Source organism: Streptomyces sp. NPDC017202, assembly GCF_044331705.1.
In the GTDB taxonomy this organism is placed as follows: Bacteria; Actinomycetota; Actinomycetes; order Streptomycetales; family Streptomycetaceae; genus Streptomyces.
The window spans coordinates 20,677-45,342 of the sequence record NZ_JBIRNP010000022.1; the positions used below are offsets into that span (position 1 = coordinate 20,677).

Sequence of the window (24,666 nt, forward strand, 5' to 3'; positions counted from 1 at the left end):
ACCTGCCTTCCGTTCGCCTTACCGACTGTCCTGCGTGCGGGAACGCAGTTCCCGCCGGAGGATCTTCCCACTCGCCGTCTTCGGCAGGTCGGGCAGGATCTCCACCTGCCGCGGATACTTGTAGGCGGCCAGTCTCTCCTTGCAGTACGCGGCGAGTTCGCCGGGGTCCGTGCCGGCGCCGGGGCGCAGGCTGATGTACGCCTTCACGGTCTCCCCGCGGTACCCGTCGGGCACCCCGACGACGGCCGCCTCGCGCACCGCCGGATGGGTGTACAGCACGTCCTCGACCTCGCGCGGCCAGACCTTGAAGCCGGACGCGTTGATCATGTCCTTCTTGCGGTCGACGACGTACAGCCAGCCCTGTTCGTCCATGAAGCCGATGTCGCCGGTGCGCAGCTCGCCGTCGGGGAAGGTCTCGGCGGTGGCGTCGGGGCGGCGCCAGTAGCCGGGGACCACCTGGGGACCGCGTACGACGATCTCGCCCTGCTCGCCGAAGGGCACCTCCGCGCCTTGGTCGTCGACGATCCGGACGACCGTGTCGGGGCCCGGCACGCCGACCGCGAGGGTCCCGGAGGCCGGGTCGACGGGCGCCTCCCGGTGGGGCGGGACGGAGGCGCAGGGGGCGGTGCACTCGGTGAGGCCGTAGCCGTTGCGGATGTACGGCCCGAAGCCCGCCCGGAACTTCTCCACCAGGGCCGGCGGCAGCGGGGCACCGCCGGAGGAGATGTTCACGAAGGAGGAGAAGTGCTCGCGCGTGACGGCCGGGTGGGCGGCCAGCGCCATGAAGGCGGTGGACGGGCCGACCGTGTAGTGCGGGCGGTGCTCGGCGAACGCCTCCAGGACGACGCCCGCCTCGAACCGGTACGTCAGGACGAGCGTGCCGGCGCTGTCGAGGCAGGCGCCGAGCTGGCAGACCATGCCGGTGATGTGGAACAGCGGCGCGAGCGCGTGGTAGACGGGCGCCTCGGGCAGGTGCAGGCCGGTGCGCTGCCGTTCGGCGTTGTACATGATGTTGGCGTGCGTGTTGGTGGCGCCCTTCGGCGTGCCGCTGGTGCCCGAGGTGTAGCTGATCAGGGCGGTGTCGGCGGCGGCCGGGTCGCGGTCGGCGGGCGCCGGGTGCCCGGCGCGGGCGACGGCGGTGAGGTCGTCGGCGTCCGGGGCCTGCGGCAGCCGTTCGAAGCCGAGCACGCGCGTGTCGCCGCGGGTCTGGAAGTCCAGCTCGCAGGCCGTCAGCACGATCCGCACCGGCGAGTCCGCGGCGGTCGCGCGCAGGTACGACTCCCAGGCGCGGTCGGCGCAGATCAGCGCGGCCACCTCGCCGTCCCGCAGGACGTGGGCGACCTCGCCCGACTTGTACATGGGGTTGACGGGGACGACGGTGGCGCCCGCCTTCCACGCGCCCAGCACGGCGAGCACGAAGTGCGGGGAGTTCTGGAGCAGGACGGCGACCCGGTCGCCCCGCTCCAGGCCGCGGGCCGCCAGGTGCCCGGCGACGGAGTCGCTCAGCTCGTCCGCCTCGCGGTAGGTGAGGCGGCCGTCGAAGTAGGTGAGGAAGGCGCGGTCGGGGGCCTCGGCGGCGGACCGGCGCAGGGCGTGCACCAGGGAGTCGGCCGGGTCGACGGGGCCGCGCTGGGCCTCGTCGAGGAGGTCCAGCCAGGGTTTGGCGGCGTAGCGGGAGGCGGTCACCCGGCGGCCTCCCACTTCTGCTGGATGTGGTTCATGGTGCTCAGCCAGCGGTCGGGGTCACCGGCCCGCGCCTGGTAGTACCCGGCGACCTCGGGATGCGGCAGGATCAGGAAGCGGTCCTCGGCCATCCCCGCGAAGAGGGCGTCCGCCACGTCCCGCGGCTCGATCGCGGTGGGCTTGAGCACGAGGTCGCCCGCGCTGCCGGTGGCGTCGAGCATGTCGGTGCGCACGCCCTGGGGACAGATGGCGTGGACCTTGATGCCGCGGTGGCGGTAGGTCAGCGACAGCCACTCGGCGAAGGCGTACGCGCCGTGCTTGGTCACGCTGTAGGGCGCGGCGCCGATCATGGTGAGCAGTCCGGCGGCGGAGACGGTGGAGACGAACCGGCCCGAGCCGCGCTCCAGCCAGTCGGGGATCAGGGTGTGCGCCGCGCGGACGTGGGCCATCACGTTGACGTCCCAGGCCAGCGCCCACACCGACTCGTCGGCCGCCTCGGAGCCGCCCGAGCCGACCCCGGCGTTGGCGCAGTAGACGTCGACGGTGCCGCCGAGTGCCTCGCGGGCGTCCGCGATGATCACGGAGGCGTCGCCCGGCACGGCGGTCCCGCCGATCTCCTCGGCGACGGCCTTCGCCCGGTCCGCGTCGAGGTCGTTGACGACGACCCGCGCTCCCTCGGCGGCGAAACGGCGGGCGAGCGCGGCCCCGATGCCGCCTCCCGCCCCGGTGACGACGACTCCAGCACCTCGAACGGCTTCCACCATCGATCTCCTTCGACCCGGCTCCGGCCTGTTTTCCGGCCGTCAGACTAACCGGTCGGTATGTTTCGGGAAAGGGTCGGCGCAGCACGGGCGAGGGGCGTGGGGCCGTTTCACCGACCGGCTCCGCCGCGGGGCGCCGGGTGCCCCGCCCCTCGTACCCGACCCGGCCCGTGGGGCCGGCGGGGCGCAGGTCCACGTGCACGACCGGGACGCCTTCGGCCCGGCCCGTACCGGCATCGCCCTCCTCGTGACCGTGAGGAGGGTCCGGAGCGGCTTCGCCCGGCGTGCCGACGGCTGGACCGACAAGCTCACCGGCTCGGCGTGGGGGCGTACGGCGATCGACGCGGGCGCCGGGGTCGACGAGGCGGTGGCGGCCGCCAGGAGGAGCCGGCCGCCTTCCGGCGGGTGCGCCGGGAGTACCTGCTGTACCGGTGAGCGGGGCGCACGGCGACGTCGTGCGCCCCGGACCGGCACCGGTGGTCAGCGGTGGGAGGTGAACTCCACGACCTGCTGGTAGGTGGGCCGGTTCTGCCAGCTGATGTTGCCGTGCTTGATGCCGCCGAGGGTGCGCTGGACGATCGAGTCGGCGCACCACTGGTTGCCCGCCGCGCACAGCGTGTCGCCGGGGTAGACCTGGGCCGCGGTGCGGCCGGCCGCCTGCTTCAGGGTGGACAGCAGGACGTCGCGGCAGGCGCCGAGGTCGCCGCCGCCGCAGTACGCGCGGCCCAGCGCGCCCCGCACCGGCTCACCGAGCACCGCCCGGATGTCCTTGTCGACATAGCTCCACCAGCCGTACTGGAAGGCGCTGCCGGCGTGCGCGCCGGTCGGGCCGTGTGCGGCCGAAGGGGTCTCGTCGACGGGCAGGTTGTTCGTCATGGCGGTGTAGAGCGCGGTGCCGAGACCGGGTTCGAACTCCGCCTTCACCAGCAGCGGCCACCAGGCGTCGAGGATGCGGACGGCGTCCGCGTCGGCGTACGTCTTCGAGCCGGCCGTGGTCTCCGTGCGCCGGCCGCCCGCCGCCAGCCAGGTACGGAGCTTGGCGACCGCGGCCGCGGCCGTGGTGTCGGCGACCGGGGAGGTGTCGATCACCTTCAGCAGGTCGGGCAGCACGTCCTGGGCGCGCAGGTCGGCGAGTGCCGCGTCCGCCATGGCCTTCGTCAGCGACGCCCGCGTGACACCACCCGCCCGGACCAGCTTCTTCACCCGGTCCTCCAGCAGGTTGCCGCGGTGCACCGAACCGTTGCCCCAGGGCGCGGTCGCGTAGTCCTTCGCCTGCTTGTTGTTCCAGGAGATGTAGTAGTCCTGGTCGACGGAGTTGGGGTGCGCCGACGCGGGGGTGTACGCCGCGGTGTTGGTCGTCGGCTCCCAGTCGCGCCACTCGTACGCCGGCCGTGCCCAGACCGGGAACTCGGCGTCGACACCGCTCGCCCGGACCGGGTTGTCGCCGCTGTTGTAGTAGGCGGTGTGCTCGGAGTCGGCGTAGAACCAGTTGAAGGTGAAGTTGATGTGCTGCACCGCGCTCTGGAAGGACTGCGGTCCGGTGACGTAGGACGGGTCGTTCAGCATCTGGAAGCCGATGATGGAGTCGGCCTCGTGCAGGAACGACGAGCGCAAGGTGGTGTAGGCGACCTTCCTGCCGCCGACGGTCGCGCGGTACTCGACGGGCCCGTACGCGGTGCGCCAGACGCGCATCGTGTACGAACCGGCCGCGGTGCCGTCGGCAGTGGTCGGCTTCCAGGCGTTCTTCTGCTCGATCTTCTCCATCGCCGTGCAGGTGCCGCGGTACAGGTAGTGGTGGTCGTCCTGGCACAGCTCGACGGCGTAGGTGTCGATGATGTCCTGGCCGGAGGTGGTGGCGCTCCACGCGTAGTCCTGGCCGCGGCCCAGCTCGACGTACATGCTGAGGCCCGCGAAGGAGGCGCCGCGGGCGCTGATGCCCGGGCCCTGGATCTCCTGGAGCAGCAGGAGTTGCGGGGCGAAGTAGCCGGTCTGCGGGCCGAAGACGGCGACCGGGTGGCCGCTCGCCGTGTGAGCGCCGCTGACCACGAGGGCGTTGGACATGCCGCGCCGGGCGGAGGTGGTGGCGGCCGTGGCCGCCGTGCCGGAGGCTTCCGCGGCGGCGGCGCCGGCCGCGCTGCCCGTACGGTCGTGGACCAGCGGTTCCTCGACCACCGAGCCGGGGTCGGGCAGGGCCTCGCCCTGCGGGTCCTCGGGCCGGACGGCGTAGGGGAAGCTCTTGCCGTCGTGGAGGGTCATGACGGCCTCGGGGTCGTTGCGCTCGCGGAAGGACTCCCAGACCGCGGTGCCCTGTTCGACGCCGTACTTCTCCTGGGCGGCGAGCAGCGACATCGCGTTGTTCACCTCGCCGCCGCCCCCGGATCCGAAGAGGGAGCCGATGACCGAGGCGAGCGCCACCAGGTCGGTGATCTTGAAGTGGTCGATGGTGCCGGCGTTGGTGATTGAGTCCTTGTGGCCCGTCAGGACGTATTCACCGGGGAAGTAACGGCCGCTGTCGGAGGCGTCGATGTAGGCGTTGATGCCGGCGAGGTAGGCGTCGGCGTCCTCCAGGGCCTGCCGGCCGCGGGCGCCGTTGGTGGCGACCGCGTTGTCGATCTGGGCCTGGAGGTCCGCTTCGGAATAGGGGGCGTGCCGCCAGAACTGCTGTTCCAGGCCCTGGTTGGAGGGATCGCCGCCCGCGAAGGAGGTGAGTCGACCCCGGCCGACGTGCCGGAAGACGTCCATGAGCCACAGCCGGTCCTCGGCGGCCGCCCAGCCGGCGCCGAACTCGGTGCCGTATCTGGTGGTACCGGTGATGTGCGGTACGCCCGTCTTCTTGTCGCGGACGATCGTCACGTCGCCGCGGCCCGCGGGCTTGACGGTGGAGGCGACTTGATCGGCGGGAACCCCGAAGGACGCGTCGTTGAAGAACGTGTTGATCGTGGAGTTGGTGAGCGTCGAGTGGCCCTTGGCCAGGTCGGCGTAGGGACCGAGCTGGTCCTCGGCGTGCGCGGGCTGGACGCCGAAGGCCTGGTTGAGCAGGATCTGGGCCAGCGTGGCGTTGCCGTTCTGGCCGGGCGGCAGGATGTCGGAACACTGGTTTCCGCAGTGGTCGTTCGCCGCCGTGACCTCGGCCGCCGCCGCCGCCGGGGAAAGAGGCGACAAAAGTCCGGCGATCAGGGCGCATACGGATGCGGTCTTCAGGAACCCGGGGATTCTGCCGGGAGTTCTCAGTCTGTCGGGTGCGGTGCGGGAAGTTCGCCGTGACATCGGCAACTCCTAGCGACGGGGGTGGCGGAGAAGTTACCGCCGGTATCCCCGGAGTTGAAGATGAACATGCGTCACTTTTTGGAGTCGCCTCATCCGGCTTGTGCAGGGCATCGGGAAAAGGATGGGCAGGAAGGGAGCCGAATCGCGTGTCGATACGTCTATTCGGCGACGTCCGTACGACGACGCCGAAGTGACCGAAGTGCAGGTGCGAATGTGACGGAGGTGCAAGGCGATGGCCGGTTTCCGGAGTCTGGCGAGACAGGTGCGCGACCCGCGGTGCGATCTGGCACTGCGGCGCTACTCGCTCCGCAAGTGCCTTGAACGGTTCGCCCCTTACGGGCACAGGGCGACCTGGGACCATCTGTGCTCGCGTGCCGGGTTCGGTCCCGAGGACCGCTCCCCCGATCCGGTGCGGCTCGTGGCCGCACTGGAGGAGCTGGAGGAGGCACGTGCGGTGTGGCTGGCCTACGAGGTCGAGTTCGCCGACCGCCGCAGGAAGGAGAAGCACGACGGGCTGCGCCGGCCGGGCAGTGTGGACGACTGGCACCGGATGACCTGGGGCGGCTTCGGTGTGGCCTGGTGCGACGACCCGCGGGTCCACCCCCGTGAACCGCTGGCGGAGGTGCTGCGCCGGCTGATCGCCGCGCTGGAGCGCGAGCCGGGCTCCGACTGCCCGGTGTGCGGCGGCGAGCGGCTCGTGTGGAGGTACGACCTGGACCACGAACCGTCGTCCGGTCCGGTCTGCGCGGACTGCGGGATACTCGTCCCGCGCCCCGTGCTCACGCCTGAGGCCCTGGCGTACGCCAGGCGCGGACGGCGGCTGCTGATGTCGGCCTGATCCCGCTCCAGGACGGGAGATCCCGAGTGAACGGCGGGGGTGCGCCGGGGATGCCGCACCCCCCGTTTTCCCGCCTGCTTCTGCGCTGCCGTGGAACAGGGCCGGTGTCAGGGGCGGGTGACACCGTCGAGGCGTGGTGCGGGTCTGTCCGAACGGAGCGCGGGGTGCCGCCGACGGCGCGGCGGTGCCGCTGTCCCCCGAGGCGCCGGCCGGGTCCGCCGCGGAAGCGGTCGCGGCCGGAGCCACGGAGATCCACGTGCATCCGAAGACGCCGTGAGGGCGGGACAGCCTGTCCCCGCGGGTGGTGGCGGCGGTGCTCGACGCGATACGGCGACGGGTGTCCGTGCCGGTCGGGATGACGACGGGCGCTGGGCGGAACCCGACCCGGCGGCGAGACTCGCCCGTGTGCGCGACTGGACGGTGCGCCCCGACCACGCCCCGGTCAGCCGGCACGAGCCGGAGGGGCGGAGGGGCGGAGGAGCCGGCCGCCCGGCTGATGGCACTGGGCATCGGGGTGGAGGCCGGGATCCGGTACAGGACCGACGGGTCGGTGCGGGCCCGCACCCGACGGCGGACCGGCGGCACGTGGGTCGTCAGGCGCAGCAGTCCTCGCCCGGGGGCGGGGCGGCCCGGGGGCCGCCGGGAGCGGGGGCCTTGCGTTCGGGGAGGAGGCGCGAGCCCGCGCTGCGGTCGCCGAAGGCGTCGTCGGGGTTGGACAGGACGCAGGAGTCGAGCGAGAGGCAGCCGCAGCCGATGCAGTCGGTGAGGTGGTCGCGCAGGCGGTTGAGCTGCCTGATGCGTTCGTCGAGTTCGGCCCGCCAGGTCTGTGAGAGGCGGGCCCAGTCCTCGCGGGTGGGGGTGCGTTCCTCGGGGAGTTCGGCGAGTGCGTCCCGGATCGTGGCGAGCGGGATGCCGACGCGCTGCGCGGCGCGGACGAAGGCGACCCGGCGGAGCGTGTCACGGGTGTAGCGGCGCTGGTTGCCCGGGGTGCGCCGGCTGCTGATCAGGCCCTTGGACTCGTAGAAGTGCAGGGCGGAGACGGCGGCGCCGCTGCGGGCGGCGACCTGGCCGACCGTGAGTTCGTGGATCGTCTCTGGAATCTTCGGCACCCCTCGGAGCCTACCCATCCCGCCGGGCGCCCGGTCCGTTGACATGACCTCCCGCGGCCACCATGCTAAGCAGTTGCTTAGACATTCCGTGAGTGCGAGAGAGGCCGCAGACATGGCAGAGCCGAGGATCTTCACGTCCCCCGACGAGCTGAGGGCGGCGGTGGGCGAGCAGCTGGGGTACACCGACTGGCTGGAGGTCGACCAGAAGCGGATCGACCTGTTCGCGGAGGCCACCGGCGACCACCAGTGGATCCATGTCGATCCCGAGCGCGCGGCCTCGGGCCCGTTCGGGACCACCATCGCGCACGGCTACCTGACGCTGTCCCTGCTGCCGCTGTTCGGTCCCCAGCTGATCGCGGTCGAGGGCGTGAAGATGGGTGTCAACTACGGGACGAACAAGGTCCGGTTCCCCGCGCCCGTCCCGGTCGGCTCGCGACTGCGCGCCACCGCGACCGTCTCCGCCGTCGACGACGTCGCCGGCGGCGTCCAGGTCACCGTCGCCTTCACGGTGGAGCGCGAGGGCGGCGACAAGCCGGTGTGCGTGGCCGAGTCGGTCTCCCGCTACTACCTCTGACCCGCCGTCGCGCGAGCGGCGGACCCCGCGCCACCGAGCGGCGGGCCGCCGCGCGGCGCTCCCGCCCCCGCGGCTACTTCGCCGCCCCCACCATCCGCAGCACGAGGTCGGCGTACAGCGCGCCGACCTCGTCGGGGGTGCGCGGGCCGTCCACGTTGAACCAGCGGGCCACGTCGATGCACAGGGACAGTACCGCGAGGGTGGTCCCGTGCACGTCGATGACGTCGAACTCGCCGCTCGCGACGCCCTCCTCGATGATCCCGCGCACCTCGCCGTCGACCTGCCGGCGCAGTGCGAGGATCTCGGCGCGGGCGTCGGGGCCGAGGGCGTCCAGTTCGTACTGGACGACCCGTGCGGTGGTGCGCCGGCCCGCGTGCCAGCGGACGAAGGAGCTGACGGCCTCCGCGAGCCGGTCCGTCGCACTGCCCCCGCCGCGCGCGGCCGTGCGCAGGATGTCCAGCGCGCGGTCGTGGCCGATCCGGCTGATGCGGTGGAGCAGCTCCTCCTTGGTCTTGTAGTGGATGTAGAGCGCCGCCGGGCTCATCCCCGCGCGGCCCGCGATGTCGCGGGTCGTCGTCGCGTGGTAGCCGCGCTCGGCGAAGGCCTCCACGGCGGCGACGAGCAGTCGCCGGGCCGCGTCAGGGGTGACCTCTTCCCACGGCTCGACCTCGCCGCCGGCCGTCTCCTCCGCCGTACTCATCGCTCGTTCGCCCCTCTCGGTACCGGAGCTCCACCATACCGCCGAAGGTGAGCGCCCGCTTAGCGTGGCTGCCGGCGGCCGGTGCGGGTGGCGGGCTCAGATCTTCTCGAAGGGGTCGTGCTCGGCGAGCAGCTTCTCCAGACGGGCCTGGTCGACCCGGCTGACGATCTGCCCGGCCTCCTGGCGGTCCCGGATCACCTTGGCGAGCGTGAAGGCGGACGTGACCAGGTAGAGGACGGCGATGCCGAGGAAACCGCGGACCCAGGCGTCGGCGTTCAGCCGGAGGATGCCGATGGCGGTGGCCGCCATGGCGACCGCGAACGATGCCACGGCCTGACCGTAGAAGGCGGCCGTGCTCTGCTGCTTGACGGGTGTGTCACTCATGGGACGAGCATCGGCGGACGTGGCCCGCACCACATCGGTCGGGATACTCAGACGGGTACTCAGAACGCCGAAACCCCCGTCAGCGCCCGCCCGATGACCAGTTTCTGGATCTGGCTCGTGCCCTCGTAGAGGGTCATCACGCGGGCGTCGCGCAGCAGCTTGCCCGCCGGGTACTCGTCGATGTAGCCGTAGCCGCCGTAGACCTGGAGGGCGTTGTTGGCGGCGCGGACGGCCGCCTCCGAGGCGAAGAGCTTGGCCTTGGAGGACTCCACGGCGAAGGGCAGCCCGCGGTCGACGAGGTCCGCGACCCGCCAGGTCAGCAGGCGGGCGGCGTCCACGTCGACCGCGATGTCGCTGATCAGCTCCTGGACGAGCTGGTGGTGGGCGATGGTCCTGCCGAACTGCTCGCGCTCCCCCGCGTACCGCACGGCGGCGTCCAGCGCGGCCTGGGCTATGCCGACGCAGCCCGCCGCGACCGACATCCGGCCCTTGGCCAGGGCCGACATCGCGACGGAGAAGCCCTTGCCCTCCGCGCCGAGCAGCGCCGACGCGGGCACCCGCACGTCCTGAAGGACCAGTTCGGCGGTGGCCTGGCCGCGCAGGCCGAGTTTGCCGTGAAGGGTGCGGCGGGTCAGCCCCGGGGTGTCCGTGGGGACCAGGAAGGCGGAGACGCCCTTGTGGCCGGGGGCGTCCGTGGAGCGGGCGAAGAGCAGGACGACGTCGGCCCAGGTGCCGTTGGTGATGAACATCTTGGTGCCGCTGATGACGTAGTCCTCGCCGTCGCGGACCGCGCGGGTGGTGAGGTTCCCGGCGTCGGAGCCGGTGCCGGGCTCGGTGAGGCCGAAGCAGCCGACGTACGCGCCGGAGGTCAGTCCCGGCAGCCAGCGCCGCTTCTGCTCCTCGTCCCCCCAGGCCGCGATCGTCTTGGCGACCAGGCCGAGGGAGACGGAGACGATGCCGCGCACGGAGGAGTCGCCGCGGCCCAGCTCCTCCGTGACCAGGCAGTACGCGAGGTGGTCGCCGCCGGAGCCGCCGTACTCCTCGTCGATCGTCAGGCCCAGGAAGCCGACCTCGCCGAGCTTCTTCACGAGCGACCGGTCGATTTCCTCGGCGCGGTCCCAGGCCACGGCGTGCGGGGTGATCTCGCGGTCCACGAAGTCCCGGGCGAGCCGCCGTACGGCCTCCTGCTCCTCGCTGAGCCCCAGATGCATGACGCGTCACCCCACAGAGAACCGACGGACGGTGGAACGGGCGGTCCGAGGGCCCGTCCCCGGACCCCGGCCTGCCCGACCATTAAATTAGCACTGCTAGTTTCTTGGTCGCAGCCCTACTATGTGCGCCATGGCCCGACCGCGCAAGCCCTTGCTGAGCACCGACCGCATCGTCGAGACGGCCCGCGCGCTCGTGGACGCGGAGGGCCTCGCGGCGCTCTCGACCCGCCGGCTCGCCGCCGAACTCGGGGTGAGCGGGCCCTCGCTCTACAACCACTTCCGGACGAAGGACGAGATCCTCGAAGCGGTCGCCGACTCGGTGAGCGCCCAGGTCGACCTGTCGATGTTCGAGGACGGCCGGCAGTGGCGGACCGCGCTGCACGACTGGGCGGTCTCCTACCGGACCGCCCTGCGCGACCATCCGAACATCGTCCCGGTCCTCGCCCGCGGCCCCGGCCGCCGGCCGGCCGGACTGCGGCTCGCGGACGCGGTCTACGGCGCGATGGTCGAGGCGGGCTGGCCGCCCGCGCAGGCCACCTCCATCGGCGCGCTGATGCGGTACTTCATCATGGGGTCCGCGCTCGGCTCCTTCGCCGGCGGCTTCGTGGACGACGCCAGCGCCTACGACCCGGCCGACTACCCGCACCTCGGACAGGCCCATCTGCTGGCCGAGCAGCAGGAGAAGGTCGACGAGCGCGCCTTCGAGACGGGCCTCGCGGCCCTGCTGGACGGGCTGGCGCAGCAGTACGAGCGGCTGCGCCGCACGGCGTGAGCCCGGGCGCCGGCACTTCGGCGCCCGCCGAACCGTCCGTGCCCCATCCTGGGAGCCATGACCACCAGGGATCCCCGCGCGCCGCTGCTGGCCAAACTGGCCGGCCTGATCGCCGACGAGACGCGCGCCACGTGTCTGCTGGCGCTGCTCGACGGCCGGGCGTGGACCGCGGGCGAGCTGGCCCGGCACGCGGGCGTCGCCGCCTCGACCCTGAGCGAGCACCTCGGCAAGCTCGTCGCCGGCGGGATGCTCACCGAGGAACGGCAGGGCCGCCACCGGTACGTGCGGCTCGCCGACGCGCGCGTCGCCCAGCTCGTGGAGGACCTCGCCGCCCAGGTCGCCCCCGCCGACGCCGCAGGGCCCCGGACCCTGCGCGAGTCGAGCGCCGGGGCGGCCATGGCACGCGGCCGGACCTGCTACGACCATCTCGCCGGGCGGCTCGGCATCGCCGTCACCGACGCCCTGACCGCGCGCGGCCTCCTCGTCCAGGACACCGGCTTCGCGCTGACGCACGCCGGGCTCGGATGGTTCGCGGACACCGGCATCGCCCTGGACCGCGGGGGCCGCCGGCCGCTGGCCCGCGCCTGCCTCGACTGGACCGAACGCCGGCCGCACCTCGCCGGGGTCGCGGGCGCGGCCCTGTGCCGGCACGCCCTCGACACGGGCTGGTGCGAGCGCGTCGGCTCCGGGCGGGCGGTGCGCGCGACCGCAGCCGGCCGGCGGGCGCTGGGCGAGCTGCTCGGCATCGACGGGGCGGCACTGCGGTGACCGGGGCCCCGGCGAGGCGCGGCCGGCGTCCGGTTTCCGCGACCCCGTCCACCCCCGACCCACTCTTTTCAGGAGCACGATGAACACCGCCGGCCGCCCGGAACGCCGTACCCGACTGCTCGCCGCCGGCGCGGCCTCGGTCACCGTCGTGCTGTGGGCCTCCGCCTTCGTGTCGATCCGCAGCGCCGGCACCGCGTACTCCCCCGGCGCGCTGGCCCTCGGCCGCCTGCTGGCCGGTGCCCTGACCCTGGGCGCGATCTGTCTCGTACGGCGGGAGGGCCTGCCGCCGCGGTCCGCCCGGCGCGGGATCGCGGTGTCGGGGGTGCTGTGGTTCGGCTTCTACATGGTGGCGCTGAACTGGGGCGAGCAGGAGGTCGACGCGGGGACGGCGGCGCTGGTCGTGAACATCGGTCCGCTGCTCATCGCCCTGCTCGGCGCGCGGTTCCTCGGCGACCGGGTGCCGCCGCGGCTGCTGGCGGGGATGGCGGTGTCGTTCGCGGGCGCGGTGACGGTCGGGCTGTCGATGTCGGGCGGGGGCGGTTCCTCGCTGTTCGGGGTGGTGCTGTGCCTGCTGGCCGCCGTCGCGTACGCGGGCGGGGTCGTGGCGCAGAAACCGGCGCTGGGGCGGGCCGGTGCCCTGCAGGTGACGACGTTCGGGTGCCTGGTGGGTGCGGTGACCTGCCTGCCCTTCGCCGGACAGCTGGTCGGCGACGCCGCCGACGCGCCGCTGTCCGCCACGCTCAACATGGTCTACCTGGGCGTGTTCCCGACCGCGCTCGCCTTCACCACCTGGGCGTACGCGCTGGCCCGGACCACGGCCGGACGGATGGGCGCGACGACGTACGCCGTGCCCTCGCTGGTGGTGCTGATGTCGTGGCTGGCCCTGGGCGAGGTGCCGGGGGTCCTCACCCTGGCGGGCGGGGCGCTGTGCCTGGCGGGGGTGGCGGTGTCCCGGTCGGGAGGACCGGCCGGACGGGCCGCGGCGCCTCGGCCCGAACCGCGGCCCCGGCCCGAACCGCAGTCCCGGACCCGGTCGCAGGCGCGGTCCGACGAGACCGAGGCGCCGAGCTGACGGCGCCGGGCCCGGGAGGCCGGCGGCGGGTCGACTCGGGGGGCGCGGGGCCCGGCAGGCCGGCCGGGACGACGACGCCCGCGTCCGGAAAGGCCGAGGGGGCGGCGGCCGGGTCCACGGGCCCGGCGGGGCCCGCGTGCGCCCCGCCGCCCGCGGGGGCCACCGCCCGCCGCACGGGCCGCCCGAGAGCGGCCCGGCCGTCGCGGTGCCGGCGCCGTCGGTGTGCCGTCCGGATCCCGGGGTTCCGGGGTTCCGGGGCTCCGTGCCGGGTGTCAGAAGACGATCAGGGCCCTGCCCCCCTTGCCCGCGAGCATGTTCTCGAAGGCCGCCGGGATGCCCTCCAGGGCGATGCGTTCGGTGATGAGGGAGCCCAGGTCCAGGCGGCCGGCGCGGACGTGTGCGGCCAGGACCGGGAGGTCGCGGGCCGGGTCGGAGTTGCCGTAGACGCAGCCGGTGAGGGTGCGGCCCCAGTGGAAGAGCTCCAGGGCGTTGAAGGTGACCTGCTGGTCCTTGCCGCCGATGCCGACGACCACGGTGCGGCCGCCGCGCCGGGTGGACTCCCAGGCCGTGCGGATGGTGACCGCGCGGCCGACGCACTCCACGGCGACGTCGACGCCCTGCTTCCCGGTGAGGGCGCGGATCTCCCGGGCGGTGGTGTCGCGGGCCACGAGGTACTCGGTGGCGCCCGCCGCGCGGGCCAGTTCCTCCTTCTCCGGGGAGACGTCGACGGCGACGACCGTCGAGGCGCCCGCGATCCGGGCCGCCTGGAGGGCCGCGAGGCCGACCCCGCCGACGCCGAACACGGCCACCGTCTCGCCGGGGCGGACCTGGGCGCAGTGGTGGACGGCGCCGTAGCCGGTGAGGACCGCGCAGCCGAGGAGGGCGGCGTCGGTGAGCGGGATGCCGTCGGGCAGCGGCAGGGTGCAGGAGACGGGGACGACGGTCTCCTCGGCGAACGCGGCGACGTTCAGGCCGGGGTGGAGGTCGGTGCCGCCGGCGGTTCTGGCGTACACGTCGGCGGAGCCGCTGAGCGCGTCGGCGCACAGCCAGACCTCGCCGAGCGAGCAGGCGTGGCATTTCCCGCAGGAGGGGGCCCAGTTGAGGACCACGCCGTCGCCGGGGGCGAGGCCGGTGACGCCCTCGCCGACGGAGACCACCGTGCCCGCGCCCTCGTGACCGAGGACGGCCGGGACCGGCACCCGCATGGTGCCGTCGGACAGGGACAGGTCGGAGTGGCAGACGCCGGCGGCGGCGAGCCGGACGCGGACCTGCCCCGGCCCGGGCTCGGGCAGCTCGATCTCGGTGATCTCCAGCGGGGCGCCCACGGCGGGAAGGACGGCGGCACGAACCACGGGGAACTCCTCAGAACTGGAGGGACTTGGTCTGGAGGTACTCGGTGAGACCGTGCGCGCCGAGTTCCCGGCCGGCGCCCGACTGCTTGTAGCCGCCGAAGGGGGCGAGCGGGTTGAAGCGGCCGCCGTTGATGTCGACCTGCCCGGTGTCCATCCGGCGGGCGAAGGCGACCGCCTCCGCCTCCTCGCCGGCCCAGACGGCGCCGGCCAGGCCGTAGACCGTGCCGTTGGCGATGCGCAGGGCGTCCTCCTCGTCCTCGTAGCGCAGGATCGACAGGACGGGGCCGAAGATCTCCTCCTGGGCGATCGTCATCTCGGGGGTGACGTCGGCGAACACGGTGGGGCTGACGAACCAGCCCCGCTCGTGGGGGGTCCCGGTGCCGCCTGCGACCAGGCGCGCGCCCTCGGCGACGCCCTGGTCGATGTACCCGCGCACCCGCGCCTGCTGCCGGGCGTTGACGAGGGGGCCGATGCGGTCGCCGTACTTCGCGGCGGCGGTGGCGGCCAGCTCGACGGCCTCGTCGTAGCGGTCGCGGTGGACCAGCATCCGGGTCCAGGCGCTGCACGTCTGACCGGAGTTGGACATCACGTTGGCGACGCCGACGTTGACGGCGCGGGCGAGGTCGGCGCTCGGGAGGATGACGTTGGCGGACTTGCCGCCGAGTTCGAGGGCCACCTTCTTGATCGCGGCACCGGCCGTCGCGGCGATCCGCTTGCCCACCGCGGTGGAGCCGGTGAAGGAGACGAGGTCGACGCCGGGGTGTTCGGCGAGGGCCTGCCCGGCGACCGGGCCGAGGCCGGTGACGAGGTTGAGGACACCGGCCGGGACGCCGGCCTCGTGGACCGCCTCGGCGAAGAGCTGCGCGACGAGCGGCGTGTCCTCGGCGGGCTTCAGGACGACCGTGCAGCCGGCGGCGAGGGCCGGGGCGGCCTTGGCGACGATCTGGTGGAGCGGGTAGTTCCAGGGCGTGATGGCGCCGACCACGCCGACCGGCTCCTGGTACACGGTCGAGTTGCCGACCTTCTCCTCGAAGGAGTGGGTGGCGGCCAGTTCGGCGTAGGAGCCGGCGACCGCGATCGGGACGGCCGCGTGGACCGCCTGGGAGAAGGGCAGCGGGGAGCCGAGTTCGGCGGTGACCGTCTCGGCGATCTCGTCCTTGCGGGCCGCCAGCACGTCCCGGAGGGCGCTCAGGCGCGCGGCCCGCTCGGCGGGCGCCGTCGCCGCCCAGGCGGGCAGGGCGGTGCGGGCCGCCCGTACGGCCGCGTCGACGTCCTCGGGCCCGGCGGCCGGGACCCGGCCGATGACCTGCTCGTCCGCCGGGTTGACGACCTCGATCACGTCCTGCCCGGCGGCGGGGCGCCAGGCGCCGTCGAGGTAGATGCCGTCGTGTGCCTTCATCGCGTTCCCTCCGGGCGGTCGTCGTCGTCCGCGCCCTAAACTAGCGCCGATAGTTTTCTGGCACCAGGGGCGTTCGCCGTGCGGCCTCCCTCACGGGCACGGCAGCCGCCGCGGGCGTCACTCGTCGAGGTCCGGCAGCCGGTCCGGGGCCGGGCAGATCCGCTCGCCGTGCTGGTCGAAGACGAACAGGTGGGCGAGGTCGACGAGGAGCGGGACCTGCATGCCGTACCGCAGGTCGAAGTCGGGCGTGGTCCGCACGACCAGGTCGCCGGGCTGGCGGCCGTCCGGGGAGGCCACCGCCAGGGGCTGCTCCGCCGGATCGTCCAGCGCCACGACCGGCCCGGCCCGCCGGCTGCCCGTCCGCCCCCGCAGCCGGTCCAGCACCCCGGTCTCCCGCCGTCGCCGCCGGGAGGGCCGGGCCTGCGGGCGCGGCGCCTCCAGGTCGGGGACGACGGCGGGGCGGGAGCCGGTGTCGAAGTGCACGAGCACCTCGTGGCCCTGGAACTCCACGTGCTCCACCAGGCCGGTGATGTGCGTCTCGCCGGGACGCGCCTCGGCGAGGCGGCCGACGCGGACGGCCTCCGAGCGCAGACCGACGATCACCTCGCGGCCCTGCTGCACCCGCAGCAACCTGTGGTCCAGGGACAGCGGTTCGGGCAGCCGCAGGGCCTGCTTGCCGAGGCTGACCGTCATCGCCCCGTCGAGCGGGGCCCGGACCACGCCGCGCAGGAGGTTGATGCGCGGGGTGCCGATGAAGGCGGCCACGAAGACGTTGCGGGGCAGGGCGTAGACCGAGCGGGGGGTGTCGACCTGCTGGAGGACGCCGCCGCGCAGGACCGCCACCCGGTCGCCGAGGGACATGGCCTCGGCCTGGTCGTGCGTGACGTACACCGTCGTCACGCCCAGCTCGCGCGTCAGGGAGGCTATTTCGGCCCGCAGCCGGTTGCGGAGCTTGGCGTCCAGGTTGGACAGCGGTTCGTCCATCAGGAAGGCGGACGGGTGGCGGGCGATGGCCCGGCCCATGGCGACCCGCTGGCGCTCCCCGCCGGAGAGCTGGCCGGGGTAGCGGTCGAGGAGGTCCTCGATGCCGAGCATCCGTGCGGTGGCGTCGACGCGGGGGCCCGGATCGGTGCCCGGGGCCTCGATGCGCAGCGGGAAACCGATGTTGTCGCGGCCGGTCATGGTCGGGTAGAGGGCGAAGTTCTGGAACACCATCGCGATGTCCCGGCCGGACGGCGGCAGGTCGTTCGCGTACGCGCCGTCGAGCAGCAACCGCCCTTCCGTGATCTGCTCCAGCCCGGCGATCATCCGCAGCACCGTGGACTTCCCGCAGCCGGAGGGCCCGAGCAGCACGAGGAACTCGCCGGGCGCGATGTCCAGCGACAGCCGGTCCACCACGCGGGAACCTTCGGCGCGGTAGACCTTGCTCACGTCGTGCAGGGAGATGGCGCGTGTCATGACAGGACTCCCCGGGGCTCACGGACCCGCCGCCGCCCGCCCCGTCCGGATCGGGGACGGGGCGGGCGCCGGGCGGACCCTGGGCGCGTCTGCTCGCCAGCCTTCGAAGGGTCGAACGAGGCTGTGAGTCACGGAAGTTAACGGACCGTGCGCGCCCGGGGAAGAGAACCGGCCAGATCCGCGGCCGCGAAGTGCCGGCGGCCCGCTCGCCGCAGCGGCCGCCCGGCTCAGCCCGCCGGGCCGGCCCGGTCCCGGATCTGGGTCAGGTGGGCGAAGACCACGAGGTTGCCGGAGTAACCGGACCTGCGGTCGAAGGTGCCGCCGCAGGTGATGAGCCGCAGTTCGGGGCGGCCCCGGTCGCCGTACACCTCCCGGTCGGGGAAGTGGGCCTTCTCGTAGTTCTCGATGCGGTCGACCCGGTAGACGGCGGTGCGCCCGTCGGCCCGGCGGACCTCGACGCGGCGGCCGCGCGAGAGTTCGGACAGGCCCGCGAAGACGGCCGGCCCGCTGTCGGTGTCGAGGTGTCCGACGGCGACGGCGGTGCCCGGTCCGCCCGGGGAGGGACCGTCCGCGTACCAGCCCACCAGCTCGGGGTCGTCCCCCGGGGGCGCGGGCAGCCTGCGCCTGCTGTCCAGGTGGAGGTCCATGACCGGCGCGTCGAGGCCGAGGTACGGGATCGCCAGCCGGGTCGCGCGGGAGCGCGGGAGGACGTGGGGCCCCTTGGGGGCGGGCCGGGGGCGGGGCGGCGCCGCGCGGGAGGTGCCCGGCGCGGGCCGGGGGGCGGCCGCCCCGCCCGGCGCCGGCGCCGCTCCCGTCGCCGACGGCGGCCGCCGGGGACCCGGCGGCGCCGAGACCGGCCGGGCCGGCCGCGGCCGCGACGGTGCCGCCCGCTGCGGGGACCGCCGGGCCGCTCCCGCGGACGGCTCCCCCGGCGGGGACTGCCGGGCCCGTGCCGACGGCGCCCCCTGGCGCGGCCGTCCCGGACGCGCGGAGGGCGCCGGCGGCCGGGGCTTCCCCGAGTGCGCCGACGGCGCCCCCGCCCCGTGGGTCGCCGGCGTCGGCGCGCCTTCCGGGGGCCGCGCCGGCCCCGACAGCCCCGTCCCGTGCCGGGCCTGCTCCGGATGTGCGCGCGGCATGCCCTCGCCGGCGTCCCGCGCGGGCCCGGACCGCGGACGCGCCTGCCGGTCGGGGCCCCGCGCGTCCCCCGCCCCGACGGCGGATCCGGCGGGGCCGACCGCCGAGACCGCCGTGCCGGCGGGCTCCTCGGCGTGGGCCCACCAGACGGCGCCCGTCACCAGCGTGACGGCCAGGGCGGCGGTCCTCGTCAGGCGGTAGGCGCGCGTCCGGTGCCAGGGCCTGCGGATCCGCCTACGCGGCGCCATGCGAACGGCGGCGCAGCCGGAACCATGCCGCTCCGCCGGCCGCGGCCAGACCGACCGCCGCGGCACCGGCGACCGGGGTGAACGCGGCGTCGCGGGCCAGGCCGCCGCCGCCCGCCGGCGGGCCGCCGTTGGGGCCGCCGGGGTGGTGCGGCCGGTCCGGGCAGTCGACCTTGAAGACCTTCTGCTTGGCGGCACCGTTGCCGCCGACGATGGTCCAGGTCAGCTTGTACTGGCCGGTGGGCAGCAACAGGTTCTCGGTGACCCCGGCGCCGTTGGCGAGGGTGACGACACCGGAGAGGGTGGCGCTGGTGCCGGCCTGCGCGGACTGCGGGGCGATGGTCCAGTTGATGCCCTGGGCGACGTCGAAGTTGAAGGCGTCGAGGTAGAACCTGCAGACCTTGGGCTGGTTGGCCTGGGCACTGACGGCGGTGCCCACCGTGTGCACCTTGACGTCTCCGTTGTCCCCGGGGGCCGCGACGGCGGCCGGCGCTCCGAGGAGGACGGCTGCACCGGCGGCGAGGGCCGTCAGCGTGGCGGCCTTGCGTGGACGGGACGAGGTCGGCATCAGAGAACCTCCGAGTCAGGTGATTTTCATACAAATTGACTTTCATCTGACTGGATGTCACATCCCGGCCCGTCGATCACGGAAGCATCGCGTGCCGCGCCTCAGATATCGCTCTTACGGCCCAACGAGGAGCCGGTACGCCGGATTCCGCCCCGCGCCCCGGCTCCGCCGCCGGCCCCGGAAGCGTCTTCGCCGCCCGCCGCCCGCTCCCCCGCCCCGCCCCCCGCCGGCGAGCGCAGCGCCACCCCCGACGAGAGCAGCAACAGGCCGCCCAGCATCACGAACGGCGCCGCCGCGCCCGCCACCCCGGCGATCAGACCCGCGGCGGCCGGCGCGGCGACCTGGCCGAGGCGGTTGCCGGTCAACCGGAGCGCGAGGGCGGTGGAGCGGGCACCGTCGGGCGCGGCCTGGACGACGGTCGTCATGGACAGGGGCTGCCCGACCCCGAGGCAGAAGCCGAGCGCCGCGAGCATCACGGCCAGCGCCCACACCGGCACCGGCAGCGCGACCCCGGCGCACAGCAGGGCCGCCGGCAGGCAGGTCACGGTGAGCAGCATGGTCCGCCCGAGCAGCCGCAGCAGGGGCGTGAGGACCAGGCGGCAGGCGATGGTGGCCGCGGCCCGCAGGCTGAGCAGCAGACCGATCACCGACGGTGCGATGCCCCGGTGCTCGCCGACCACCGGCAGGTAGGCGGTGAGGATGTCGGTCGCGGACAGCACCGAGAGGCTGACGAAGATGCCCGCGGGCACGCCGCGGGTGCGCAGGATGCGGACCACGGGTACGACAGGGACGCGGTCGCCCTTCGGCGCACGCGACGTGGCGGAGGTGCCCGGGTGCTCGATGCGCCACAGCGAGGTGAACGCGGCCGCGGCACCGGCTCCGGCGACGAGGAGGGCCAGCGCGCTGGTGCCGGCCATGTCGGAGCCGCCGATCAGGGCGCCCGCGGCGATCGGGCCGACCAGCTGGCCCAGCGAGGCGCCGATCGTGAAATGGCCGAAGTTGCGGTCCTGTTCGTGCGGTGCCGACTGGCGGGCGACGAGCGACTGGGCGCCGATGACGAAGCAGAGGTGGCCGAGTCCCATGACGCCGCTCCACAGGGCCATCGCCCCCAGGGAGCCGGCCATACCGCTCAGCGCGCAGCCGCCGGTTATCAGGACCACGCCGAGGGGCAGCAGGGGCGCACACCGGCCGTGGTCGGTACGGCGCCCCAGCGGGACGGCGGCGAAGAGCGGAAGGAGGGCGTACACACCGGCGATGACACCGACCGCCCGTTCGTCCGCGCCCAGCGCGAGGGCCCGGTAGGAGACGGCGGGCCGGGCCATCGACACCGCCCCCTGCGCGAAGCCGAAGGCGATGACGAGGCGGAGCAGCCAGCCGCGGTTCCCACCGGGCCCCATGAGTCTTTCCTCCCTGGCAGTCGGAGTCGGAGTCGCAGTCGGAACGAGCGTGGGACGGAGCGGGTCGGGGGACCTGATCCGATCACCTCAGGCCGGTGGGACCTGAGGTGATCGGGCCGGACCGGGTCGGGCCGTACGGGCCGGGATCGCGGGTCAGATGATCCCGAACAGCATTCCCGCCGCGAGGATCACCAGGCTGGTCAGGGCCGCCCACTTCACGACGAACCGCGTGTGGTCGCCGAACTCGACCTTGGCCATGCCGACCAGGACGTAGACGGCCGGGACGAGCGGGCTCGACATGTGCAGGGGCTGGCCCACCAGGGAGGCGCGGGCGATCTCCAGCGAGGAGACCCCGTGGGCCTGGCCGGCCTCGGCGAGGACGGGCAGGACGCCGAAGTAGAAGCCGTCGTTCGACATGAAGTAGGTGAGCGGGATGCTCAGGACGCCGGTGACGAAGGCCATGTGCGGGCCCATGCCGTCGGGGATGTTGTCCACCAGCCAGGTGGCCATGTGGTCGACCATGCCGGTGCCGGTGAGGACGCCGGTGAAGACGGCGGCGGCGAAGACCATGCCGGCGACGTTGAGGACGTTCTCGGCGTGCGCGCCGAGGCGGGCCTTCTGGTCGGGCATGTGCGGGAAGTTGACGGTGAGCGCGAGCGCGGCGCCGAGCAGGAACAGCACCGGGATCGGCAGCCACTCCATGATCATGGCGGTGAGCAGCGTGACCGTGAGGAGCGCGTTGAACCAGTACAGCTTGGGACGCAGGGTGGCACGGTTCGGGTCGAGTCCGGCGAGGCGCTCGTCCTCCTCGGGCTCGTCGGCGTCGGCGTCGGCATCCACCCCCGCGTCGGCGTCGGCGTCGGTGCCGGAACCCGAACCGCCCACGGGGGCGGCCTTCCGGCCGGTGCCGGTACCGGTGCCGGCGCCCACGAGCACCGTCTCGGTCTCCGTCTCCGGCTCCTCCACCAGGACCTCGTCCAGCGTCAGCACGCCGAGCCGCTTGCGCTCGCGGCGGCCGAGGACGTAGGAGAGGGCGAAGACGCCCAGGAGACCGACGGCCAGGGCCGGGATCATCGGGACGAAGATGTCGCCGGCGTCGAGCTTCAGGGCGGTGGCGGCGCGGGCGGTCGGGCCGCCCCAGGGCAGCGTGTTCATCACGCCGTTGGCCATCGCGGCGACACCGGTCATCACGACCAGGCTCATCTTCAGGCGCTTGTACAGCGGGTACATCGCCGAGACGGTGATCATGAAGGTGGTGGAGCCGTCGCCGTCGAGCGAGACGATCGCGGCGAGGAGCGCCGTGCCGACGACGATGCGCAGCGGGTCGGCCTTGCAGAACTTCAGGATGGCCCGCACGATCGGGTCGAACAGACCGACGTCGATCATCACACCGAAGTAGACGATCGCGAACATGAGCATCGCCGCGGTGGGGGCGAGGCTGGAGACGCCGTCGAGGACGTAGTCCCCGAGCTTGGCGCCCTTCCCGACGAAGACACAGAACAGTGCCGGGATCAGGACGAGCGCCGCGATCGGCGACATCTTCTTCAGCATGATCAGGACCAGGAAGGTCGCGATCATGGCGAAGCCGAGGATGGTCAGCATGAATGGATACCTAACGTTCGCCCTTGAACATCCCACCTGGGGGTCGGCGGTGCGTTGACGTTAGGACCGTTCAAACGGTGTTAACAAGACGTTGACGTGCGAGCAATAAGCGCAAAACTCCAGGTCAGCCGGTGGGGGTGAGTTCGACGGGTACGCCGTTGAGGACGGCGTTGCCGGACAGCGGGTCGAGCAGGCTGCCGTCGAGGAGCTGGTTGACGTTGACTCCGGGGTCGGCGGAGGCGTGGCCGAGCCGGGTGCCCGGGCGGTCGTGGCCCCAGCCGTGCGGGATGCTGACGACGCCCCGGCGCACCCCGTCGGTCACCTCGGCGGGCACGGTCACCTCGCCCCCGGCGCCCTTGACCCGCACCGGCTCCCCGTCGCGCAGCCCGAGCCGCTCGGCGTCCTCGGGGTGGACCTGGACGGTGCAGCGGTTGCTGCCGCCGGTGAGGGCGGGGACGTTGTGCATCCAGCTGTTGTTGGACCTCAGGTGCCGGCGTCCGACGAGGACGAGCCCGGCGGGTCGCTCGTCCGCCGCCCGCCGCAGCCGCGGGAGGTCGTCGGCGATCGGCCGGGGCAGCAGCTCGATCTTCCCGCTGCGGGTCTTCAGCGGCTGCGGCAGGCGCGGCCGCAGCGGCCCGAGGTCGATGCCGTGCGGGCGGTCGAGGAGGCGCTCCAGGCACAGCCCGTCGGGCCGGGCGCCGAAGCCGTCGCCGTAGGGGCCGAGGCGCAGCATCATGTCGAGCCGGCGTTCGGGGCCGCTGTCGCCGGCGAGCCGTGCCGCGAGGTCCTCGGGGTCGCGGCCGTGCACGGGTGAGTGCGGGTCCTCGACCGCCTTGCCGAGGGTCTGGCCGATGACCAGGTCGTCGACGGCGCGCGGGTCGGCGCCGTGCATCCCGGTGACGGCCAGGGTCAGCCGGGCGAGGATCTCGGTCTCGGCCATCCGGCCCGGCTCCAGCGGGACGGCGGGGCGGGTGTAGCGGACCTGGTTGCGGACGGCGAGGGTGTTGAAGGCGAAGTCGTGGTGGGGGCTCTGGGACGGCGGCGGCGGCGGCAGGACGACGTCGGCGTGGCGCGAGGTCTCGTTGAGGTACGGGTCCACGCTGACCATGAAGTCGAGCGAGTCCAGCGCCTTGTCCAGCCGGTCGCCGTCGGGTGCGGAGAGCACCGGGTTGGCGGCCACGGCGATCAGCGCCCGGACCGGGGTGCCCTCGTCCGTCGCGGTGTCGATCTCCTCGGCGAGCGCGGAGAGCGGCAGTTCGCCCTTGGCCTCGGGGTGCCGGCTCACGCGCGAGTGCCAGCGGCCGAGCGCGAAGCCCCGGCCGGGACCGGCGGGCCGGGGCGTCCGGTCCGTGGCGGCCTGCGGGAAGAGGGCGCCGCCGGGCCGGTCGAGGTTGCCGGTGAGGATGTTGAGGACGTCGACGAGCCAGCTCGCGAGGGTGCCGTACGGGACGGTGCAGCTGCCGATGCGGCCGTAGACGGCGGCGGTGGGGGCGGCGGCGAGTTCCCGGGCGAGGGTGCGCACGAGCGCGGCGTCCACGTCACAGGCGGCCGCCACCGCCTCCGGGGTGAAGTCGCTGACGGCGTCGCGGAGTTCGTCGACTCCCTGCACCTGGGCGCTCAACTCGCCGAGCCGCACGAGTCCTTCGTCGAACAGCACGTGTGCCATCGCCGCGAGCAGCAGGGCGTCGGCGCCGGGCCGGATCGCGATGTGCCGGTCGGCGAGCCTGGCGGTGCGGGTGCGGCGGGGGTCGACGACGGTGAGGGTGCCGCCGCGGGCCCTGAGCGCCTTGAGCTTGCCGGGGAAGTCGGGGGCGGTGCACAGACTCCCGTTGGACTCCAGGGGGTTGGCCCCGATCAGGAGCAGGTGGTCGGTGTGGTCCAGGTCGGGCACCGGGATGGCGTTGGCGTCGCCGAAGAGGAGTCCGCTGGAGACGTGCTTGGGCATCTGGTCGACCGTGGAGGCGGTGAAGAGGCTGCGGGTGCCGAGCCCGGCGAGCAGCACCGGCGGGTAGAGCGCGCCGGCCATGGTGTGCACGTTGGGGTTGCCGAGGACGACGCCGACCGCGTGCGGGCCGTGGCGCTCGACGACCGGACGGATCCCGGCGGCGACGGCGTCGAAGGCCTCCGCCCAGGTGGCCTCGCGCAGCTCGCCGTCCCGGCGGACGAGGGGGGTGCGCAGCCGGTCGGGGTCGCCGTCGACGGCGCCGAAGGAGGCGCCCTTGGGGCAGATGAAGCCGTTGCTGAAGACGTCTTCGCGGTCGCCGCGGGCACCGGTGACCCGGGTTCCCTCGATGGTCAGGGTCAGCCCGCAGGTGGCCTCGCACAGGGGGCAGATTCGCAGGGCGGTGCGGGACACGGGTCCTCCTGGGAAG

At 73.8% G+C, this 24,666-nt stretch carries 21 protein-coding genes and 1 pseudogene; 7 read left to right on the forward strand and 15 right to left on the reverse strand.

What is annotated here, in order from left to right:
* Nucleotides 1-18: 18 nt before the first annotated feature.
* Entirely contained in the window at nucleotides 19-1,686 is a 1,668-nt protein-coding gene (locus ACH4N1_RS29465) for a class I adenylate-forming enzyme family protein (RefSeq protein ID WP_398101947.1), read from the reverse strand.
* Entirely contained in the window at nucleotides 1,683-2,447 is a 765-nt protein-coding gene (locus ACH4N1_RS29470; protein ID WP_398101950.1) for an SDR family oxidoreductase, read from the reverse strand. Before ACH4N1_RS29470 ends, ACH4N1_RS29465 begins: the two co-directional genes overlap by 4 nt.
* On the opposite strand from ACH4N1_RS29470, the gene ACH4N1_RS29475 reads away from it, so the two are divergent.
* Nucleotides 2,392-2,961, forward strand: a complete 570-nt coding sequence (locus tag ACH4N1_RS29475) for a hypothetical protein (protein ID WP_398101953.1) — start codon at nucleotides 2,392-2,394, stop codon at nucleotides 2,959-2,961. The two genes, ACH4N1_RS29470 and ACH4N1_RS29475, sit on opposite strands and share 56 nt — an antisense overlap.
* On the opposite strand, the gene ACH4N1_RS29480 is transcribed toward ACH4N1_RS29475, so the two are convergent.
* Nucleotides 2,925-5,711, reverse strand: coding sequence for a penicillin acylase family protein (locus ACH4N1_RS29480; RefSeq protein ID WP_398101956.1), 2,787 nt, complete (start codon nucleotides 5,709-5,711; stop codon nucleotides 2,925-2,927). The two genes, ACH4N1_RS29475 and ACH4N1_RS29480, sit on opposite strands and share 37 nt — an antisense overlap.
* 232 nt (nucleotides 5,712-5,943) lie before the next feature.
* Here ACH4N1_RS29480 and ACH4N1_RS29485 point away from each other — a divergent pair, with 232 nt between their 5' ends.
* Together ACH4N1_RS29485 and ACH4N1_RS29490 are read left to right on the forward strand one after the other, a co-directional pair.
* A complete protein-coding gene (locus ACH4N1_RS29485; RefSeq protein WP_398101958.1) occupies nucleotides 5,944-6,549 on the forward strand; it encodes a hypothetical protein in 606 nt (201 codons plus the stop codon).
* A gap of 133 nt (nucleotides 6,550-6,682) precedes the next feature.
* Nucleotides 6,683-7,105: pseudogene (locus ACH4N1_RS29490) on the forward strand (3-keto-5-aminohexanoate cleavage protein); the annotation flags it as partial.
* A 37-nt stretch (nucleotides 7,106-7,142) separates the two neighbouring features.
* Here the strand turns inward: ACH4N1_RS29490 and soxR are convergent.
* Complete coding sequence (gene soxR, locus ACH4N1_RS29495) at nucleotides 7,143-7,658, reverse strand: redox-sensitive transcriptional activator SoxR (protein WP_398101961.1); 516 nt, start codon at nucleotides 7,656-7,658, stop codon at nucleotides 7,143-7,145.
* 112 nt (nucleotides 7,659-7,770) lie between these two features.
* Here soxR and ACH4N1_RS29500 point away from each other — a divergent pair, with 112 nt between their 5' ends.
* Complete coding sequence (locus ACH4N1_RS29500) at nucleotides 7,771-8,232, forward strand: MaoC family dehydratase (RefSeq protein WP_382784827.1); 462 nt, start codon at nucleotides 7,771-7,773, stop codon at nucleotides 8,230-8,232.
* Between the two features lie 73 nt (nucleotides 8,233-8,305).
* On the opposite strand, the gene ACH4N1_RS29505 is transcribed toward ACH4N1_RS29500, so the two are convergent.
* The 3 genes from ACH4N1_RS29505 to ACH4N1_RS29515 form a co-directional block, all read right to left on the reverse strand.
* Nucleotides 8,306-8,932: a TetR/AcrR family transcriptional regulator gene (locus ACH4N1_RS29505; protein WP_398101964.1), complete on the reverse strand. Its 627-nt coding sequence runs from the start codon at nucleotides 8,930-8,932 to the stop codon at nucleotides 8,306-8,308.
* 96 nt (nucleotides 8,933-9,028) lie between these two features.
* Nucleotides 9,029-9,316: a YiaA/YiaB family inner membrane protein gene (locus ACH4N1_RS29510; protein WP_366059174.1), complete on the reverse strand. Its 288-nt coding sequence runs from the start codon at nucleotides 9,314-9,316 to the stop codon at nucleotides 9,029-9,031.
* 59 nt (nucleotides 9,317-9,375) lie between these two features.
* The gene (locus ACH4N1_RS29515) at nucleotides 9,376-10,527 is read right to left on the reverse strand and encodes an acyl-CoA dehydrogenase family protein (RefSeq protein WP_398101967.1); all 1,152 of its coding nucleotides are present in this window, start codon (nucleotides 10,525-10,527) and stop codon (nucleotides 9,376-9,378) included.
* A gap of 130 nt (nucleotides 10,528-10,657) precedes the next feature.
* On the opposite strand from ACH4N1_RS29515, the gene ACH4N1_RS29520 reads away from it, so the two are divergent.
* The 3 genes from ACH4N1_RS29520 to ACH4N1_RS29530 all read left to right on the forward strand — a co-directional run bounded on the left by ACH4N1_RS29520 (nucleotide 10,658) and on the right by ACH4N1_RS29530 (nucleotide 13,139).
* Nucleotides 10,658-11,299 carry a TetR/AcrR family transcriptional regulator gene (locus ACH4N1_RS29520; RefSeq protein WP_382792424.1) on the forward strand — a complete coding sequence of 214 codons (642 nt, stop codon included), beginning with the start codon at nucleotides 10,658-10,660 and terminating at the stop codon, nucleotides 11,297-11,299.
* Between the two features lie 57 nt (nucleotides 11,300-11,356).
* Nucleotides 11,357-12,067, forward strand: coding sequence for an ArsR/SmtB family transcription factor (locus tag ACH4N1_RS29525; protein WP_398101969.1), 711 nt, complete (start codon nucleotides 11,357-11,359; stop codon nucleotides 12,065-12,067).
* 79 nt (nucleotides 12,068-12,146) lie between these two features.
* Nucleotides 12,147-13,139, forward strand: coding sequence for a DMT family transporter (locus tag ACH4N1_RS29530; RefSeq protein WP_398101971.1), 993 nt, complete (start codon nucleotides 12,147-12,149; stop codon nucleotides 13,137-13,139).
* Between the two features lie 272 nt (nucleotides 13,140-13,411).
* Here the strand turns inward: ACH4N1_RS29530 and ACH4N1_RS29535 are convergent, their stop codons facing one another.
* From ACH4N1_RS29535 to ACH4N1_RS29570, 8 genes are all read right to left on the reverse strand, one after another.
* A complete protein-coding gene (locus ACH4N1_RS29535) occupies nucleotides 13,412-14,491 on the reverse strand; it encodes a Zn-dependent alcohol dehydrogenase (RefSeq protein WP_398101973.1) in 1,080 nt (359 codons plus the stop codon).
* 10 nt (nucleotides 14,492-14,501) lie between these two features.
* Entirely contained in the window at nucleotides 14,502-15,890 is a 1,389-nt protein-coding gene (locus ACH4N1_RS29540) for an aldehyde dehydrogenase family protein (protein ID WP_398101976.1), read from the reverse strand.
* A gap of 117 nt (nucleotides 15,891-16,007) precedes the next feature.
* Nucleotides 16,008-17,348, reverse strand: a complete 1,341-nt coding sequence (locus ACH4N1_RS29545) for an ABC transporter ATP-binding protein (RefSeq protein ID WP_398101979.1) — start codon at nucleotides 17,346-17,348, stop codon at nucleotides 16,008-16,010.
* 227 nt (nucleotides 17,349-17,575) lie between these two features.
* Nucleotides 17,576-18,730 carry a class F sortase gene (locus ACH4N1_RS29550; protein WP_398101981.1) on the reverse strand — a complete coding sequence of 385 codons (1,155 nt, stop codon included), beginning with the start codon at nucleotides 18,728-18,730 and terminating at the stop codon, nucleotides 17,576-17,578.
* Nucleotides 18,717-19,295, reverse strand: a complete 579-nt coding sequence (locus ACH4N1_RS29555; RefSeq protein WP_398101984.1) for a hypothetical protein — start codon at nucleotides 19,293-19,295, stop codon at nucleotides 18,717-18,719. The genes ACH4N1_RS29550 and ACH4N1_RS29555 overlap by 14 nt, the downstream gene beginning before the upstream one ends.
* 101 nt (nucleotides 19,296-19,396) lie before the next feature.
* Nucleotides 19,397-20,692: an MFS transporter gene (locus tag ACH4N1_RS29560; protein ID WP_398101986.1), complete on the reverse strand. Its 1,296-nt coding sequence runs from the start codon at nucleotides 20,690-20,692 to the stop codon at nucleotides 19,397-19,399.
* Between the two features lie 153 nt (nucleotides 20,693-20,845).
* Nucleotides 20,846-22,294, reverse strand: a complete 1,449-nt coding sequence (locus tag ACH4N1_RS29565) for a CitMHS family transporter (protein ID WP_398101989.1) — start codon at nucleotides 22,292-22,294, stop codon at nucleotides 20,846-20,848.
* Nucleotides 22,295-22,418: 124 nt separating this feature from the next.
* Nucleotides 22,419-24,650 (reverse strand): molybdopterin oxidoreductase family protein, encoded by a 2,232-nt coding sequence (locus tag ACH4N1_RS29570; protein WP_398101992.1) that lies wholly within the window; start codon nucleotides 24,648-24,650, stop codon nucleotides 22,419-22,421.
* Nucleotides 24,651-24,666: the final 16 nt, after the last annotated feature.

Excerpts from the sequence above, each read along its gene's own strand:
- ACH4N1_RS29475 (WP_398101953.1), top strand. The coding sequence starts at position 2,392 with ATGCCGCCTCCCGCCCCGGTGACGACGACTCCAGCACCTCGAACGGCT.
- ACH4N1_RS29470 (WP_398101950.1), bottom strand. The coding sequence starts at position 2,447 with ATGGTGGAAGCCGTTCGAGGTGCTGGAGTCGTCGTCACCGGGGCGGGA.
- ACH4N1_RS29480 (WP_398101956.1), bottom strand. The coding sequence starts at position 5,711 with ATGTCACGGCGAACTTCCCGCACCGCACCCGACAGACTGAGAACTCCC.
- ACH4N1_RS29485 (WP_398101958.1), top strand. The coding sequence starts at position 5,944 with ATGGCCGGTTTCCGGAGTCTGGCGAGACAGGTGCGCGACCCGCGGTGC.
- ACH4N1_RS29500 (WP_382784827.1), top strand. The coding sequence starts at position 7,771 with ATGGCAGAGCCGAGGATCTTCACGTCCCCCGACGAGCTGAGGGCGGCG.
- ACH4N1_RS29505 (WP_398101964.1), bottom strand. The coding sequence starts at position 8,932 with ATGAGTACGGCGGAGGAGACGGCCGGCGGCGAGGTCGAGCCGTGGGAA.
- ACH4N1_RS29510 (WP_366059174.1), bottom strand. The coding sequence starts at position 9,316 with ATGAGTGACACACCCGTCAAGCAGCAGAGCACGGCCGCCTTCTACGGT.
- ACH4N1_RS29515 (WP_398101967.1), bottom strand. The coding sequence starts at position 10,527 with ATGCATCTGGGGCTCAGCGAGGAGCAGGAGGCCGTACGGCGGCTCGCC.
- ACH4N1_RS29520 (WP_382792424.1), top strand. The coding sequence starts at position 10,658 with ATGGCCCGACCGCGCAAGCCCTTGCTGAGCACCGACCGCATCGTCGAG.
- ACH4N1_RS29525 (WP_398101969.1), top strand. The coding sequence starts at position 11,357 with ATGACCACCAGGGATCCCCGCGCGCCGCTGCTGGCCAAACTGGCCGGC.
- ACH4N1_RS29530 (WP_398101971.1), top strand. The coding sequence starts at position 12,147 with ATGAACACCGCCGGCCGCCCGGAACGCCGTACCCGACTGCTCGCCGCC.
- ACH4N1_RS29540 (WP_398101976.1), bottom strand. The coding sequence starts at position 15,890 with ATGAAGGCACACGACGGCATCTACCTCGACGGCGCCTGGCGCCCCGCC.
- ACH4N1_RS29545 (WP_398101979.1), bottom strand. The coding sequence starts at position 17,348 with ATGACACGCGCCATCTCCCTGCACGACGTGAGCAAGGTCTACCGCGCC.
- ACH4N1_RS29550 (WP_398101981.1), bottom strand. The coding sequence starts at position 18,730 with ATGGCGCCGCGTAGGCGGATCCGCAGGCCCTGGCACCGGACGCGCGCC.
- ACH4N1_RS29555 (WP_398101984.1), bottom strand. The coding sequence starts at position 19,295 with ATGCCGACCTCGTCCCGTCCACGCAAGGCCGCCACGCTGACGGCCCTC.
- ACH4N1_RS29560 (WP_398101986.1), bottom strand. The coding sequence starts at position 20,692 with ATGGGGCCCGGTGGGAACCGCGGCTGGCTGCTCCGCCTCGTCATCGCC.
- ACH4N1_RS29565 (WP_398101989.1), bottom strand. The coding sequence starts at position 22,294 with ATGCTGACCATCCTCGGCTTCGCCATGATCGCGACCTTCCTGGTCCTG.